Annotated in this window: 12 protein-coding genes; 4 read left to right on the top strand and 8 right to left on the bottom strand. The window is 70.4% G+C overall.

Features of this window, described 5'->3' with window-relative positions; translation table 11 throughout:
* The first annotated feature begins 55 nt into the window (after positions 1–55).
* Positions 56–439, top strand: a complete 384-nt coding sequence (locus ACFFIA_RS35460; protein ID WP_377259910.1) for a TFIIB-type zinc ribbon-containing protein — start codon at positions 56–58, stop codon at positions 437–439.
* Between the two features lie 173 nt (positions 440–612).
* Here the strand turns inward: ACFFIA_RS35460 and dnaB are convergent, their stop codons facing one another.
* Positions 613–2,028 carry a replicative DNA helicase gene (dnaB, locus tag ACFFIA_RS35455; RefSeq protein ID WP_377259907.1) on the bottom strand — a complete coding sequence of 472 codons (1,416 nt, stop codon included), beginning with the start codon at positions 2,026–2,028 and terminating at the stop codon, positions 613–615.
* Between the two features lie 471 nt (positions 2,029–2,499).
* Between dnaB and ACFFIA_RS35450 the strand changes: the two genes are divergently transcribed.
* On the top strand, positions 2,500–4,494 hold the full coding sequence (locus ACFFIA_RS35450) for a hypothetical protein (protein ID WP_377259904.1): 1,995 nt from the start codon (positions 2,500–2,502) through the stop codon (positions 4,492–4,494).
* 216 nt (positions 4,495–4,710) lie between these two features.
* Here the strand turns inward: ACFFIA_RS35450 and rplI are convergent, their stop codons facing one another.
* From rplI to ACFFIA_RS35425, 5 genes are all read right to left on the bottom strand, one after another.
* Positions 4,711–5,163 carry a 50S ribosomal protein L9 gene (gene rplI / locus ACFFIA_RS35445; RefSeq protein ID WP_377259901.1) on the bottom strand — a complete coding sequence of 151 codons (453 nt, stop codon included), beginning with the start codon at positions 5,161–5,163 and terminating at the stop codon, positions 4,711–4,713.
* Positions 5,164–5,177: 14 nt separating this feature from the next.
* Entirely contained in the window at positions 5,178–5,417 is a 240-nt protein-coding gene (rpsR, locus tag ACFFIA_RS35440; protein WP_173040721.1) for a 30S ribosomal protein S18, read from the bottom strand.
* 47 nt (positions 5,418–5,464) lie between these two features.
* Positions 5,465–5,998 (bottom strand): single-stranded DNA-binding protein, encoded by a 534-nt coding sequence (locus tag ACFFIA_RS35435; RefSeq protein ID WP_377259898.1) that lies wholly within the window; start codon positions 5,996–5,998, stop codon positions 5,465–5,467.
* Between the two features lie 72 nt (positions 5,999–6,070).
* The gene (rpsF, locus tag ACFFIA_RS35430; protein ID WP_377259895.1) at positions 6,071–6,361 is read right to left on the bottom strand and encodes a 30S ribosomal protein S6; all 291 of its coding nucleotides are present in this window, start codon (positions 6,359–6,361) and stop codon (positions 6,071–6,073) included.
* A gap of 250 nt (positions 6,362–6,611) precedes the next feature.
* Positions 6,612–7,343 carry a hypothetical protein gene (locus ACFFIA_RS35425; RefSeq protein WP_377259892.1) on the bottom strand — a complete coding sequence of 244 codons (732 nt, stop codon included), beginning with the start codon at positions 7,341–7,343 and terminating at the stop codon, positions 6,612–6,614.
* A 299-nt stretch (positions 7,344–7,642) separates the two neighbouring features.
* Here ACFFIA_RS35425 and ACFFIA_RS35420 point away from each other — a divergent pair, with 299 nt between their 5' ends.
* Positions 7,643–8,419 (top strand): deoxyribonuclease IV, encoded by a 777-nt coding sequence (locus tag ACFFIA_RS35420; protein WP_377259890.1) that lies wholly within the window; start codon positions 7,643–7,645, stop codon positions 8,417–8,419.
* A 16-nt stretch (positions 8,420–8,435) separates the two neighbouring features.
* Positions 8,436–10,652: a putative glycosyltransferase family protein gene (locus ACFFIA_RS35415; RefSeq protein ID WP_377259887.1), complete on the top strand. Its 2,217-nt coding sequence runs from the start codon at positions 8,436–8,438 to the stop codon at positions 10,650–10,652.
* 192 nt (positions 10,653–10,844) lie between these two features.
* Here the strand turns inward: ACFFIA_RS35415 and ACFFIA_RS35410 are convergent, their stop codons facing one another.
* Positions 10,845–12,377, bottom strand: a complete 1,533-nt coding sequence (locus tag ACFFIA_RS35410; RefSeq protein ID WP_377259884.1) for a glycosyltransferase family 87 protein — start codon at positions 12,375–12,377, stop codon at positions 10,845–10,847.
* An 89-nt stretch (positions 12,378–12,466) separates the two neighbouring features.
* The gene (locus ACFFIA_RS35405; protein ID WP_377259881.1) at positions 12,467–14,818 is read right to left on the bottom strand and encodes a transglycosylase domain-containing protein; all 2,352 of its coding nucleotides are present in this window, start codon (positions 14,816–14,818) and stop codon (positions 12,467–12,469) included.
* Positions 14,819–15,139: the final 321 nt, after the last annotated feature.

Here is a 15,139-nt window from a genome sequence, read left to right as displayed (position 1 = left end):
TCACGCGGCGGTCGCGCTTCGGGTCGTGAGTGTCGTCACCCGGTACCTTCGAGGGATGCAGATGACCTGTCCGAAGTGCCACGGCGAGATGCGCACGTACGAGCGCAGCGGCGTAACGATTGACCAGTGTGGCGAGTGTCGCGGGATCTTCCTCGACCGAGGTGAGCTGGAGAAGCTGTTCGAGGCCGAGTCCAACTGGAACCAGCAGCACTCCGCGCCCGCTGGCCAGCGCCCGCCGGCCCCGGCCAGCGGTGGATACGCGCCTCCGCCCCCGCCGCCGCCCGGTGGTGGATACGGGGCCCCACCGCCCCCGCCTCCGCCGGCCCACGGTTACCCGCCGGCGCCGGCCCCGGCCTACGGCGGTGGGCACTACGGCTACCACGGCCACTACCACCGCAAGAAGCGCCACCGCGGCTTCCTCGGTGAGCTCTTCGACTGACGGCGTTCGTCCGGTCCGGCGGGTCCGCCCCCGCCGGGCCGGGTCGTGGGGCCGCGGAGGGCGAGGCCGCGGGAGCAACGGTCCGGACCCCGACGGACATCGCGGTAGCCCAAATCTGTTTCGCGCGGCGACGAAGGCCGCCGCGCCCCCGGCGGTCCATTGTGGTCACCGCGTCAGACGATCGCCATGTCGACGAAGCGCGACAGGTGCAACTGGGCGGCGACGGTGACGGTGTCGGTGGGGCCGTTTCGGTGCTTGGCCACGATGAAGTCGGCCTCGCCGGCCCGCGGTGACTCCTTGTCGTAGTAGTCGTCGCGGTGCAGCAGGATGACCACGTCGGCGTCCTGCTCGATCGAGCCCGACTCACGCAGGTCGGACAGCTGCGGGCGCTTGTCGGTGCGCTGCTCGGGACCACGGTTGAGCTGACTCACCGCGATCACCGGGCACTCGACCTCCTTGGCCAGCAGCTTGAGACCACGGGACAGGTCTGCGACCTCCTGCTGGCGGCTCTCGGTGCGCTTGGGCGAGGTCATGAGCTGGAGATAGTCGACCACGATCAGCTTGAGGTCGTGGCGCTGCTTGAGCCGGCGGGCCTTCGCCCGGATCTCCATGAGATTCATGCTGGGGGTGTCGTCGACGAACAGCGGGGCCTCGCTGATCTCGCCCATGCGGCGGGCCAGCTTGGTCCAGTCGTCGTCGGAGAGCTGCCCCGAACGCAACACGTGCAGCGGCACCCTCGCTTCGGCCGAGAGCAGACGCATCACGATCTCGACCTTGCTCATTTCCAGCGAGAAGATGGCGCTGGCGCAGTTGTGCCGGATGGCCGCGTTTCGGGCGAAGTCCATCGAGACCGTCGACTTGCCCAGACCAGGTCGACCCGCCACGATCACGAGCTGGCCGGCGTGCAGACCATTGAGCAGGCGGTCGAGGTCGGTGAAGCCGGTCGGCACACCGGTCATCACGCCGCCCTGCGCGCCGACCGCCTCGATCTCGTCGAGCGTGGGCTGGAGCATGTCGGCGAGCACCGCGAAGTCTTCGCTGACCCGCCGCTCCGTCACGTCGTAGACGGCCTGCTGGGCCAGGTCGACCACGTCGTCGACGTCGCGCCCCGCGCCCGATGCGGCGCCGTAGCCGAGCTGCACGATGCGCGTGCCCGCCTCGACAAGGCGGCGCAGCACCGCCCGCTCGCCGACGATGCGCGCGTAGTAGGAGGCGTTGGCGGCGGTGGGCACGCTCGCGATGAGCGTGTGGAGGTAGGGGGCGCCACCGACCCGGCCCAGGTCACCGGTGTCGGCCAGCGCGGCGGCCACGGTGATGGGGTCGGCCGGCTCGCCCCGCCCATAGAGGTCGAGGATCGCGTCGAAGATGGTGGCGTGCACCGGACGGTAGAAGTCGCCCGGCTTGAGGATCTCGACGACGTCGGCGATCGCGTCCTTGGAGAGCAGCATGCCGCCGAGCACGCACTGCTCGGCCGCTACGTCTTGTGGGGGCGTCTTGTCGAACTGTCCATCGAAGCCACCGGGCCCGCCCGGTGGCGGGGAATCGGCAGGTGGGCGGCCCGCCGACCGCACGTCATCCGTGACCGACACCCCTCCCCCTCCCCCCACGTGATCGACTCCGCACAAGCAAACCGTACGGGTACGACAGTTCGCACGGAGGTCGAGCGGACACCATACGAAACCCCAGGTCAACACCTCAAATAAGCCGGTGGACGAGCCTTGGGACAACCTGTGGACAGTCACCCGCGGGGGTGTGTGCAGCCTGTGCACAGGCTGTGTATAACAACTGGGGATTACCGGCCGGGTAGGGTGTGACGTGGGCAGACTCGGTCCCCAAGGTGTGGAGGAAGAATTCCGGGTCTGACGAGGCCCTGCTCACCGCATATCATGACCATCGACGGATGTGCCTCAGGGGCCAGTTGCGGTCTAAAGACATTCGGAAGGGTCGGCTTGGCCGTGGACCACCGGGACTGGGGGTACGACTCTCGCGGGCCGCGCGAGCGCCGGTCCGCTGATGCGGCGCGCCCGCAGAGCTGGGATCACACCGGCGAGATCTATGGCTTGGAGCGCTCGAGTGGCGCGCACCGGGCCGATCTCGACGGCGGTGCCGGCTACCCGTCCGGCGGTTCCTCGTCCACCAGATCAAGCTCCTCCTCGGGCAGCATCTACCGGGGCCGCCGGCGCCAGCAGGAAGACGTGGCTGCCGACGACCGGCCCTACGGGCGGCGCAGTGCCCGCACGCGCTGGGACCAGGGCGAGGAGGACAGCACCGGCAGTTGGAGCCGCTACGAGGAGCCCGACGAGCGCGGTGGCCGCTCCGGCGGTTTCTCGCCCGAGGTGGCACCGACCAGCGGCTGGACGCCCTCCGCGGCACCGACCAGCGGTTGGGTCGGCGCGGCGAGCACGAGCGAGTGGACCCGCGAGGCTTACACGGGCGAGTGGACCCGCGGCGACTTCACCGGCGAGTGGCACCGCGACACCGGTGAGCCGCTGACACCGCCCCGTTCCGGCAGTGGTCGCTCCGGTGGCCGGCGGCGCGCTCCCGACTGGCACGAGCTGCCGGAGGAGCCGGCCGGCCACGGCCAGCGCTCCGCCGAGCGTCCCGCCGTCCCGCCGCAGCGCGACAGCTTCACCGACACCAGCGAGTGGGTCGCGGCGCGTGGCGAGCCATCGCCGTCCCGCCCGCGCCGCCCCGACTGGGCGGTGGGCCTCGACCCCACGACGACCGGACGCAGGCGGCGTTCCTGGCAAGACCAGACCGAGAGCCGTTGGCCGACCACACAGGAGAGCGAGGCGGCTTCCGCCGGCTGGTCCAGTGGCGGCATTTCCACCGGCTCGCCCGCCGAGCCCGTCTCAGGGTGGCCCGCCGGTCGCGCCGACGAGCCGGCGGCTGGCCTGCCGAGCGCCCGCGTGGAGGAGCGGGCGCCCGGTCTGTCGGGCGGTCGGGTCGACGAGCGGCTTGCCGGCCCCTCTGGCGGTCGCGCCGACGAGTCGGGCGGACGTTGGTCCGGAGGGCGGGGCGTTTCTGACGACCGGCTCGCCTCCACCGACGACCGGCTTGCCTCCGCTGGCGGGCGCGTTTCTTCTGACGGCCGGCTCGGCTCCTCGGATGTCCCCTTCGCGTCCGATGGACGACTGGCCGCCCCTGGTGGGCGCTCTGCTTCCGACCGGTCCTTCGCCTCCGACGCACGCCTGGCCGACGACGACCCTCGGTGGGTGGGCATCCCGTCCTCGGCCCCGCGGTCGCCGGCGGTGGCGTTCCCGGACGAGCCCGGCTTCGACTACGACGACCGGCCAGGTGCGCGCGGCGGACCCACGGCGTTCCGCGATGCCGCGTCCACGACCGTCTTCCGGGGCACCGACGCCCCGCGCGCCCGTGCCGAGGCGCCCAGCCGCCCGACCGGCTCCGACTGGCGCGCCCCCACCGAGGCGCCAAGCGGCGGGCGAGCCCTCGCCGAAGCGCCGGGCCGCGAGCAAACCTTCGCTGAGGCACCTGGCGGCGGGCGAGCCCGCGCTAAGGCTCCGGGTCGCGAGCGAGCGCTCGCTGAGGCTCCCGGCCACACCACCGATTGGCGGGCTCCCACGGCGCCCAGTGGGGGGCGTGCCCCGGCGGCCGCGACCGCCCGGGCCACCGCCACCGCGCCCGCCTCCGAGTGGCGCACCCCCGCGGCCGCCGACGCCGGCCGCGACCGCATGCTGGGCTCGGCCGTGCGCCGCGTGGCGACGCCCGACGAGCTCGATGACGGATACACACGCGCGCCTGGCGGCGTGTTCGCGGCGATCGTCGCGACCCTCGCCTGGTACGCGGTGCCGCTGGTCCTCTTCGCCGTCTACACGCTGGTGCAGGGCGACGAGTCGCAGGCGCTGGGTTCGCTCTCCGGCGGCCTGACCCGCTTCGCGGCGGCGCTGGCCGTGAGCCTGGTGGTGGCCGTCCTGCTGCGCTGGGTCAGCAGCACCTGGCGAGCGATCAGCGTGGGCCTGGCAGCCGCGGTCGTGGGCGGCGGTCTGTCCACTGTGCTCCTGTCCGCGATCAGCGGCCAGCCTCTGGGCGGCTGACCAGCGCCTCGTCGGGGTCCTGTCAGCGCGGCAGTCGGACGGATCGGGTCAGCTCGTGCCCGGCCGGCGACCCTGGTTTCTGGCGCGACCCGCTCGCTCTCGGCGAGCAGGCGTGCCCAACCGACGACGCCGCTCACGCAAACCGGATGTATGGCAGAGCCCGCCTCACAAACAGAAACGGGGGCGCCGAAGCGCCCCCGCCTGCTGTTGCTTGCCTTACTTGGCCTTGACCACCGTCAGGTCGAACCGCGCGGTGACCTCCGGGTGCAGCTTGACACGCACCGGGTGGGCGCCGAGCGACTTGATGTGCCCGGGGAGCTCCAGCCGGCGCCGGTCGAGTGCCGGGCCGCCCGCCACGCGAACGGCCTCGACGACCTCGGCCGGCGTGACCGAGCCGAAGAGGCGGCCGCCATCGCCGGCACGGGCCGACAGCGTGACCTTGGAGAGGCCCTCGATCTGCGCCTTGATCTCGTTGGCGTGGCCGAGGTCGCGGATCTCGCGGGCCTCGCGGGCCCGACGGATCACCGTGACCTGCTTTTCCGCGCCCTTCGACCACGCGATGGCGAAGCCCTGAGGCAGCAGGTAGTTACGGCCGTAGCCGTCCTTGACCTCCACCACGTCACCCGGGGCGCCGAGGCCGGACACCTCCTGAGTCAGGATGATCTTCATCGTGGTGCCTCCCCTCAGCGCGCCGTGGTGGTGTACGGCAGGAGCGCCATCTCGCGGGCGTTCTTGACCGCGCGGGCGATCTGCCGCTGCTGCTGGGACGTCACCCCGGTCACCCGCCGAGCGCGGATCTTGCCGCGGTCGGAGATGAACTTGCGCAGCAGCGCGGTGTCCTTGTAATCGATGTAGGTGATCCCCTCCTTGTCGAGCGGGTTCACCTTCTTCTTCGGCTTGCGAAGCGCCGCAGCCTTAGCCATTGCTCGTGCTCCTGATGATCCTGTGCCGCCCCGTCGGGGACCCGGCATTAGAACGGGGGCTCGTCGTCGAAGTTGCTGCCGCCGCCCGAGCCGGAGCCGGAGGAGGCCGGAGCTGCCGTCGCCCACGGGTCGTCGAAGTTTCCTCCGCCGCCCTGGCCGCCGCCACCACCGGATCCGAAGCCGCCACCGCCGCCAGAACGCGACATCTTCTGCACCTTCGCCGTGGCGTACCGCAGCGAGGGGCCGATCTCGTCGACCTCCAGCTCGATGACGGTGCGCTTTTCACCCTCGCGGGTCTCGTACGACCGCTGGCGCAGCCGACCCGAGACGATCACGCGGGCGCCCCGCTGGAGCGACTCCGCGACGTTTTCCGCCGCCTGCCGCCACACTGTGCAGGACAGGAACAGCGGCTCGCCGTCCTTCCACTCGCCGGACTGGCGGTCCATGAACCGGGGCGTCGAAGCGACCCGGAACTTGGCCACCGCCGCACCCGACGGGGTGAAGCGCAACTCGGGGTCATCGGTCAGGTTGCCGATGACCGTGATGGTGGTGTCTCCTGCCATGACCAACTCCTCGCGCACTCATCGTCTGCCGGAAGGCTCTCAGAGCCGTACGACAACACGACGAGGCTGTCCGGGCGAGCCGGCGCCGCGTCAGCGGACGTCCGGCCGGATGACCTTGGTACGCAGAATGGACTCATTCAGCCGCAGCTGACGGTCCAGCTCCGCGACCGCCTCAGGGGATGCCTGCAGATCGATGACCGCGTAGATGCCTTCGGCCTTCTTGTTGATCTCGAACTGCAGACGCCGGCGACCCCAGACGTCGAGCTTCTCCACCGAGCCACCCGCGGTGCGGATCACGTTGAGGTACGTGTCCAACGACGGGGCGACGGTGCGCTCCTCGAGGCTTGGATCGAGGATCACCATGATCTCGTAATGACGCAAGACGTGCTCACCTCCTCTGGTCTGGCGGCCACGGTCCATCCGTGGCAGGAGGTCGTGCGTCTGTCCGCACAAGTGACGCCGCGGGATAGGCCCACGGCGACGAGGCGAACCGAACCAGGATACCGGGCTTGCCGGCAAGAAGAGCCGCGGGGCGCCCTATCCGCTTCTTTGGGTGGGACCTGGGGAGGAACGACCACACCGACGAGGTTGGATAGAAGGCGCCCCGCGGAGCCTATTGTTAACTTGTATATTACGCGACTCTCGTCCGGGTTGCACGTTGAGCGATAATCGCCCGAATTGCCCCGGCCGAAACGCCCACCACGCAAACCGTAGCGATGAGCGCCAGAAGTCCGATTGGTCCGCTCTTGCGTACCGGCTGCACCGAAGAGAGCGCCTCGGCCGCCACGGTCGCCGTGCCGGTACCCGATGTCTCATCCACGGTAGCCACGCCAGCGCCCAAGTCGCCACCATCTTCGCTGGCTGTCGCCGGTTCGGGGGTCTCGGTGGCGGCGGGGGAGGCGGTCAGCGCGGCCGACGGCGTGGCAGCCGGATTCGCGCCGCGCGAGTCACGCTCACCGGGGGCCGGAGGCCGCGACGAACTGGCCGGCGGCTTGGTGGAGGAGCCCGGCGCCTTGGTGCGAGGCGCCGGGACGACTTCCACGCGCACCGCCGACTCGTCGGAGATCATGCAGCTGGGCTTGAGCCCGAGCGTCACCGGTCCGCGGTGGAACACCACTGGCGCGGCGGCCCCGTTCGCCAGCTCACCCTGCGCCGCACCATCCAGCAGCAGCTTCGCCCGGTACCCCGTCTTGTTGACGACACGCAGCGTGGTCTCCGCGGGGACGGTGACCGAGGTGGCGCTGGGGTTGGCGGCGCACGAGACGCCGAGGATCCCACGGTCGCCGCTGAACACGACCTCCTTGCCGCTCTCCGCCGGTACCGGCTCCCCCGCGGGCGCGGCCTGCGCGGCGGCGGAGGCCACCAGCGGCGCGGTAGCGAAGAGCGCGGCGACCGCAGTGGCGGCGGCGCGGTGTCGGGCCAGCGACAGCATTCACCATCTCCCCAGGTCGGTGGCACGCCCGGGAGGTCGCACTGGTGGACCTCCCGGGCTGTGATCTACCCGGAATAACGAATTGGGCGAGTCGCCGGTGACGGGTGATTTGTCAGGAACGGCCGCTCAACGACGGAGCGTCGGGCGCCGCTGAGCCGGCCCTTGATCGCGCCTGCGGGGCTCGGTCGCTAGCGCTCCCTCACTCCTCACGCTCGCGTAGGCTCCACCCCATGCGTATCGGAGCCCACGTCGATTCGACCGACCCACTGGGCGCCGCGACCGCCCGCGACGCCGACACGATGCAATTCTTCCTCACCGACCCACAGGCGTGGAAGGATCCGACGCCCCGCGAAGACGCCGAGGCGATCCGCGCGTCCGGCGTCGACGTCTTCATCCACGCGCCCTACCGGATCAATGTGGCGACGCTCAACAACCGCATCCGCATCCCCAGCCGCAAGCTGCTGATGAGCCACGCCCAGGGCGCGGCCGCGGTCGGCGCCAAGGGCCTGATCGTCCACGGTGGACACGTCGAGAAGGGCGAAGACATCGCCACCGGCTTCGACAACTGGCGCAAGGCATTTGAGTACGCGGCGAAGTCGGGCGGCTTCGCCACCCCCGTGCTGATCGAGAACACGGCGGGCGGTGACAACGCGTGTGCCCGCCGCTTCGACGCGCTGGCCAGGCTGTGGGATGCGATCGGCGAGTTCGAGCCGGGCTTCTGCCTCGACACCTGCCACGCCCACGCCGGCGGCGAAGACCTGCTCACCGCCGTCGACCGGATCAAGGCGATCACCGGCCGCATCGACCTGATCCACGCCAACGACTCCAAGGACGACTTCGACTCGGGGCGCGATCGCCACGACAACCTGGGGAGCGGCCTCATCGACCCGGAGCTGGTGGTCGCCGTCGTGCGCGCGGCCGGCGCGCCGGTGGTCGTGGAAACGCCGGGCGGCGTGGAGGGCCAGGCCGCCGACATCACCTTCCTGCGTGACCGAGTCGGCCGATAAAAGGAAAGCCCATCCGATGAGCACGGAGCAGCCGCAGGTCGTCAAGGCCGGGCCGACGGTTCCGGAGACGAGCGCACGCACAGGCGTCGACGAGCCGGCGGGCAATGCGCCCACCAGCGGCGACGGTGGGTCCGACGCGCCCACGGCGGCGCGGTCCGGCGACGGGGCACCGACACCGAGGCCAGCCGACGAGACGCCGGCCGACCGAGCCGATAAGGCGGCGGCCGCCGCGGACAGCAAGGTCACGGACCCCAAGGCCACCGCGGACAGCAAGGTCACGGACCCCAAAGCCGCCGCGGACAGCAAGGTCACGGACCCCAAAGCCGCCGCCGACGGCAAGACCGCCGCAGACAAGGCCGCCCCCGGCGAGAAGACCGCCGAAGACAAGCCCGGAGCCGAGGGCGAGAAGGGCAAGGACGCCAGCGACGGCGAGACCAAGGTGAAGGACGAGCCGCCGCGCGACCCGTTCGCCGCCTTCGGACCTGAGCCGGAGCGTCCACTCACCCGGCCCCGGCGCGTCGGGCGGGCGATCGGCCGCTTCCTGGTGCACGAGTGGACACTCGCCAGCGTCGGCTCGATCGTGCTCGCCGTGCTGATGACCTGGCCCACGCTTCAGTACCCGTTGCACACGCTGCCGCAGGACTTCCACGACCCGGCCCTGCAAGCCTGGCAGATGGCCTGGTCGGGGCACATCCTGCTCAGCGACCCGACCCAGCTCTGGGACTCGAACACCTTCTTCCCCGAGCGGCTGAGCTTCGCGTTCTCCGACACGCTGCTCGGGTACGCGCCCGCCGGCATGATCGGGGAGGGCCCAAACGCGGCGATCCTCCGCTACAACATCCTCTTCGTACTGGCCCACGCGCTGGCGACCTTCGGGGCGTACGCGCTGGTCCGCCAGCTTGGCGCGGGCCGCACCGGCGCGATCGTGGCCGGTGTCGCGTACACGTACGCGCCGTGGCTGCTCGCCCAGGCCGGACACCTGCACATCGTCTCCAACGGCGGCATCCCGCTCGCGCTCGCGATGCTGGCGCGGGGGCACGGCTGGTCGCTGGCACACGGATACCGCCCGGAGCGCCGCCACGCGGGCTGGGCACTCGCCGGCTGGCTCGTGGCGGCGTGGCAGCTCAGCCTCGGTTTCGGCATCGGGCTCGTGTTCGCGTACGTGCTCGGGCTGATCGGGATCGTCACGCTGGCGATCCGGCTCGGACGGCGGATACGGCACTGGCGGGTGCGGCGGCCGTTCGGCACGCGCATGGTCCTCGCCGACCTCTTCGGCGGCTTGATCTTCGGGGCGACCGGCATCCTGCTCTCGCTGCCGTACTTCGAGGTGGCACACCTGCACCCCGAGGCGACCCGCCGGATCGAAGACCTGGAGGCGTACGCGCCGCCGCCGAGCGGCTTCTTCATCGCGCCCATGGAGTCGTGGCTCTGGGGTGGCCTGCACGAAGACGTGCGAGCGGGCCTCCGATGGCCGGCCGAGATGACGCTGCTGCCGGGCTACGTGCTGTACGCGCTCGCCCTCGCCGGCCTCTTCTTCTCGATCTGGAAGCTCCGCCACCGCCTGCTGCTGCTCGCCGGCGTGCTGGTCACCGGGATCCTCGCGATGGGCCCCAACTTCTTCGGCGGCACCTATACCTACCTGCCGCTCTTCAACTACCTGCCGGGATGGGACGGCCTGCGCACGCCGGGCCGGCTCATGCTGTGGACGACGCTGCTGCTCGGCATCCTCGCGGCGGGTGCGGTGAGCGCGCTCGTCCGCCGGGTCAACGACATCGCCGATACCCGGGTCACCAAACGCCCCGGCGTGCTGCTCCGCCTGGTCACGCTCGTGCCGCTGGTGCTCGTGCTGGTCGAGGGCCTCAACACCACGCCACACCCCGTCGTACCCCCGCAGCCGCAGGCCATGCGCACCGAGCCCGGCCCGATGCTGGTGCTGCCGTTCAACCTCATGTACGAGCAGAACGTCATGCTCTGGACGACCACTCGCTTCCAGCAGGTGGTCAACGGCACCAGCGGTTTCCAGCCGGCCCGGCAGACACGCACGCGGGAGGCGGCGGAGACGTTCCCCGACCAGGCCAGCGTCGACTACCTGCGGGAGCTGGGCATCAAGACGGTCGTGCTGCTCCGCGACGAGCTGCTCGGCACGCCGTGGCAGTCGGCCGTCGACCTGCCCGTCGACTCGCTGGGCATCGAGCGCGAGGAGATCGGCGACACGATCGTCTACCGACTTTGACCTAGAGACCCATTTCAAAGGACAGATGTGGGCTGCCGCGATGCCCGTCGCGGTCGAGACCGCTGCTCCCGCAGCCTCACCCTCCGCTGTTTCAAGCCCCGCTTGTCAGCGGTGGCCACGCACGGACCCGGCCCCTTGGGCTGGAGGTCGCGGTCGACCGGCCACCGCGGTCACACGACCCCGCCCGACAGCTCAGACCGTCGCGGGCTCGCGGGCTGAGGGCGGGGCCTCGTCGGCCGGTGGTCTGTCGTTCTCGGCGCGGCGTTCGCGCCATCGGACCAGCCATGGGGCGTCGGCGATGCCGTCGAAGATGCCGCCGTCCGGGTCGTCTTCGTAGGTCTGCCGCACCGGGTCACGCTCAGGCTGGAGGATGTCGCGCACGATCAGTCCACACAGGACGGCGACCGTGACCAGGCGCAGCGTCGAGGCGAGCACGAACACGCCCTCCGGGAAGACCGGCTTGCCGGCGGCGCCGAGCAGCTCGCCGTAGAACGACACGAAGTACAGCAGCTCGGCGACCTGCCAGGCGAGGAACGCGCCCCACCGCGGCCGGGCCAGCACGGCGAGCGGCACCAGCCACAGTACGTACTGCTGGGACCAGACCTTGCTGAAGATCAAGAACGAGGCCACGACGAGGAAAGCGAGCGCGGCGAGCCGGGGCTTGCGCGGCGCGAAGAGCGCCAGCGCGGCGATCGCGAGGCAGGAGAGGCCGAACAGCGCGTACGTGAGGTAGTTGAGCGTCGGAACGTTGTTGCTGAGCCACTGGAACGGGCCCATGTCACCGGGCGAGCCCGAGTTCCACTTGCCGTCGAGATATCGACCGATGTACCAGAGCGTGCCCCAGTCGATCGGCCGCTCGGTGTTGAGCTCGAAGAAGCGATCCCAGTTTTCCCGGTACGGGATGGCGGCCGGCAGGTTGACCGCCACGACTGTGACCAGCGCCGTGCCGAGGGCGAGCAGCGCCTGCCGCAGCCGCTCGGTGCGCAGGCCGAGCACCAGGATCGGCCCGAGTATGAACAGCGGCCACATCTTCGCCGCGCCGGCCAGCCCCAGCAGGATGCCGGCGGCGACCGGATGTCGTTTCGCCCAGGCGTACATGCCGAAGGCGGCCAGCCCGATGGCGAGGAAGTCCCAGTTGACGGTGGCGGTGACGAACAGCGCGGGGGATAGCGCGAACATCGCCGCGTCCCAGGGTCGTCGTCGGCGTACGGCCAGGATCGTGGCGACTGTGGCGACCGCCAGCGCTCCGAGCACCAGGGCGTTGGCATCGTAGAACCACAGCGCCTGGTTGAGCTCCGGCCGGCTCTCGCCGAGCGCGTGCACCGGCAGGCCGAGGACGCCCATGAAGTATCCGGTCAGCACCGGGTATTCGACCGGGTGATCGCGGTAGGGGACCTTGCCCTCGTTGAGCCCTTCGGCGTAGTAGAGGGCCAGCACGTCGGTGTAGCAGAAGCGCGTGTACTGGATGTGGTCTGCCCAGGCGCCGTCACGGCAGGGGGATTTTTGCACCCAGTGCAGGGCGAGCGTGAGGCAGGTCAGCGCGATGACGATGCGGGTCGCGGTCCAGAACCGCCCGCCCCACTGCGCCTGCGGCCGGTCGCTGCCGGCCGCGTGCTTGCCGATGGGACCGCCGATCGCCTCTGAAAGCCCTCGAACGAACCCGTCTGACTGCGCGGGATGATCCACACGTTCAGATCCATCGATGCCAGGAGACCGCTCGCTCATAAAGAGGCATCATGCCCTATCGACGGCTGGATCCGCGCGGTCTTGCCGCGCGGATCCCAGCAACCGTCGAGTAAAGGGACGGACCGGCGCTAGTCGTCGCCTCCGCCGCCGCCACCGGGGAGCCCACCTTGCAGTGGCGGTCCGCTGGTCGGGCCGCCCGGGTTGGGCTGCTGGTTGCCGTTTCCGTTGTTGTCACGATCCCGGTCACGGTCACGGTCGCGGTCCGGGCAGAGGATGTCGGGCAGCAGGCCACAGTTGTTGTTGCCGGGCGTCGGGGGCGGCGGTGGCGGCGCCACCCCGTTCGGGTACGGGCTGTCCGGGTCGCCGGTGTTCTTCCGCTCCTCGAACCGCTTGACCTCCAGGCCGAGATCCTTGTGGAACCGGTCCATGAAGAGCTCCCAGATCGCCGCCGGCGTGCCGGAGCCGGTCATGTTCGATCTGCCGTTCGCTTCCTTGATCGCCCGCCGCTGGCCCTCCGTGCCGACCCAAACCGCGGCGGCCACCTGCGGTGTCGCGCCGACCATCCAGGCGTCACCGTTGTCGCTGCGCTCCTGGTTGAGCTCCCAGGTGCCGGTCTTGCCGGTCGCTGGGCGGCCGTCATCCAGCTTGTTGTTGATGTTGCCCGGGATCTTCTGGAGCACGGCGTTGATGTCGTCGATCTGGTTGGCCACGAACCTGGGCTCCGGAGCGAGCTTTTCGCCCTTGCCGGCGACCTTGACGAACTGGCCGTTCGCGCCGCGCTTTTCCACGGACACAATGAAGTGGGCCTTGTTGTAGACGCCACGGTTGGCGAGCGTCGCCACACCGTTGGCGTGGTCGAGCACCGTGATCGGGTACTGGCCGAACGCCACCTCGTTGTCGAAGTGCGTCGGCGCGAGCTCCTTCGGGTCGGCCGACGTGAGGTCGTGCGGCTGGCCCTTGCTGGTGTCGAACATCGTGCGGATGCCGGCATCGCGCGCCGCTTCCACCACCTTGTGCGGCCCGATGCTGTCGGCGATCCAGTAGAACGGCACGTTGAACGAGGAGATCGTCGACTGCTCGAGCGTGCAGTTCTTACCGCAGGAGATCTGGTTGGCCTCGCGGCCGGCGTTGGAGATCTTCCGCCCGTTGTCGTCGTCCTTGGTGGCGTCCCAGCGGGAGTCCATCGGGATCTCCGCGCGCAACGCCGCCGCGAGCGTGTAGATCTTGAACGTCGAGCCCGGGGCGTGCCCGCCCGACTTGCCACCCTCGTTGAGGCCGGCGTAGTCGTATCCGGTGCCGTTTTCCCCGCCGTAGTAGGCCAGCACGCGCCCGTTGGTGGGGTCGACAGCCACCAGCGCCGCCCTGTAGTGCTTGGGCAGCTTGTTCATCGGCGAGACCTTCGAGGCGTTGCGGGCCGCGTCTTCCGCCGCCTTCTGCGCCTTCTGGTTGATCGTGGTGGTGATCCGGTAGCCGCCCTTCTTCCAGTCGGCGGCCGGGATGCCCATCGCCTCAAGCTCGTCGCGCACGTAGTTGATCACGTTGCCGGTGGGCTTGTCGGCGCCGCAACCGATGTTGCACAACTTCGGGTTGTACTCCTTCAGCGTCTTCTCCGGATAGGCGGCCTTGGCTCGCTCCTCCGCGGTCATCCAGTTCTTCTCGACCATGTTGTTGAGCGTGTAGCCCCACCGGTCCTTGGCCGCTTCCGGGTTGGTCTGCGGGTCGTAGCCCTTGTGACCCGTGACCTTGTCGGGCTCCGGCTGCTTGATCACCGCGGCCAGGACGGCGGCTTCCTCCTTGGTGAGGGCGTTTTTCTGTCCCGGCTGCACCAGGACCGACTTGCCGAAGTACGACTGTGCGGCCGCCTCGATGCCGTACGCACCGCGGCCGAAGTAGATCGCGTTGAGGTAGAAGCCGAGGATCTGGTCCTTGTCGTAGTCCTGCTCCAGCTTCCGGGCCAGCACCGCCTCACGGATCTTGCGGTTGTAGTTGATGCCGCTGAGGTCGGCGGCGTGCCGCGCGTACTGCTGCGTGATCGTCGAGGCGCCCTGTGTGTCGCCACCGGTGAAGTTGTTCCACGCGGCGCGGGCGATGCCCTTGAGGTCGATGCCCTCGTGGTTCTGGAAGTTCTTGTCCTCCGCGGCCACCACCGCGTGCTTGACCACTTCGGAGATCTTGTCGTGCGGCACGAGCGTGCGGTTGACCTCGCCGAGCTTGGCCAGCTGGGTCTTGCCGTCCTCGTAGACGATCGTGGTGGCCTGGAGCTCTTCGGTGTTGTAGGTCGGGACGTCGTCGTAGAACCAGGTGAGCCCGACCACGCCGGCGCCGGCCATCATGACCACGACCGCGAAGCCGGCGACGATCCAGTTGATCCGCTTGCGCCGCTTGGCCCGCTTGATCGCCGCGGGGTCGCCCTTGCCGCCCTTCGCGGCCCGCCGTCCGGGGCCGGTCGGCCCGCCCGGCCCACCAGGCCCCTCCAGCACGTCGGGGCGTCCGAACCCGGGGCCTGCCGGCGACGTGGGGCGCACGGAGGCGCGGCCGACCGTCGCCCGGCCGGCGGAACCACCGACGGACGCCCGCCCAGCCGAGCCGCCCGAGGCGGAACCGACCGAGGCCGAGCCGACGGATGCCGAACCGACGGATGCCCGGCCGGCAGAGGCCCGCCCGGACGAGGCGCCAACAGAGGCCCGCCCCGAAGACGAGGGGCCGACCGATGCCCGTCCCGAGGAGCCCGCGGGCGCGCGGCCCGGCGTGGAGCGGGGGGCCGGCCCGGAGCCGTACCCGTCGCCGCTGCGGGACCAGCC

This window comes from Phytohabitans kaempferiae (genome assembly GCF_042433955.1).
Lineage (GTDB): Bacteria > Actinomycetota > Actinomycetes > Mycobacteriales > Micromonosporaceae > Phytohabitans > Phytohabitans kaempferiae.
The sequence above is the reverse complement of the archived record's forward strand: the minus strand, read 5'-3'. Positions and strand labels throughout refer to the sequence as shown.

Bases quoted from the DNA above. Each gene is read 5' to 3' on its own strand.
- ACFFIA_RS35460 (WP_377259910.1), top strand. From the start codon at position 56: ATGCAGATGACCTGTCCGAAGTGCCACGGCGAGATGCGCACGTACGAG.
- rplI (WP_377259901.1), bottom strand. From the start codon at position 5,163: ATGAAGATCATCCTGACTCAGGAGGTGTCCGGCCTCGGCGCCCCGGGT.
- rpsR (WP_173040721.1), bottom strand. From the start codon at position 5,417: ATGGCTAAGGCTGCGGCGCTTCGCAAGCCGAAGAAGAAGGTGAACCCG.
- ACFFIA_RS35420 (WP_377259890.1), top strand. From the start codon at position 7,643: ATGCGTATCGGAGCCCACGTCGATTCGACCGACCCACTGGGCGCCGCG.
- ACFFIA_RS35415 (WP_377259887.1), top strand. From the start codon at position 8,436: ATGAGCACGGAGCAGCCGCAGGTCGTCAAGGCCGGGCCGACGGTTCCG.
- ACFFIA_RS35410 (WP_377259884.1), bottom strand. From the start codon at position 12,377: ATGAGCGAGCGGTCTCCTGGCATCGATGGATCTGAACGTGTGGATCAT.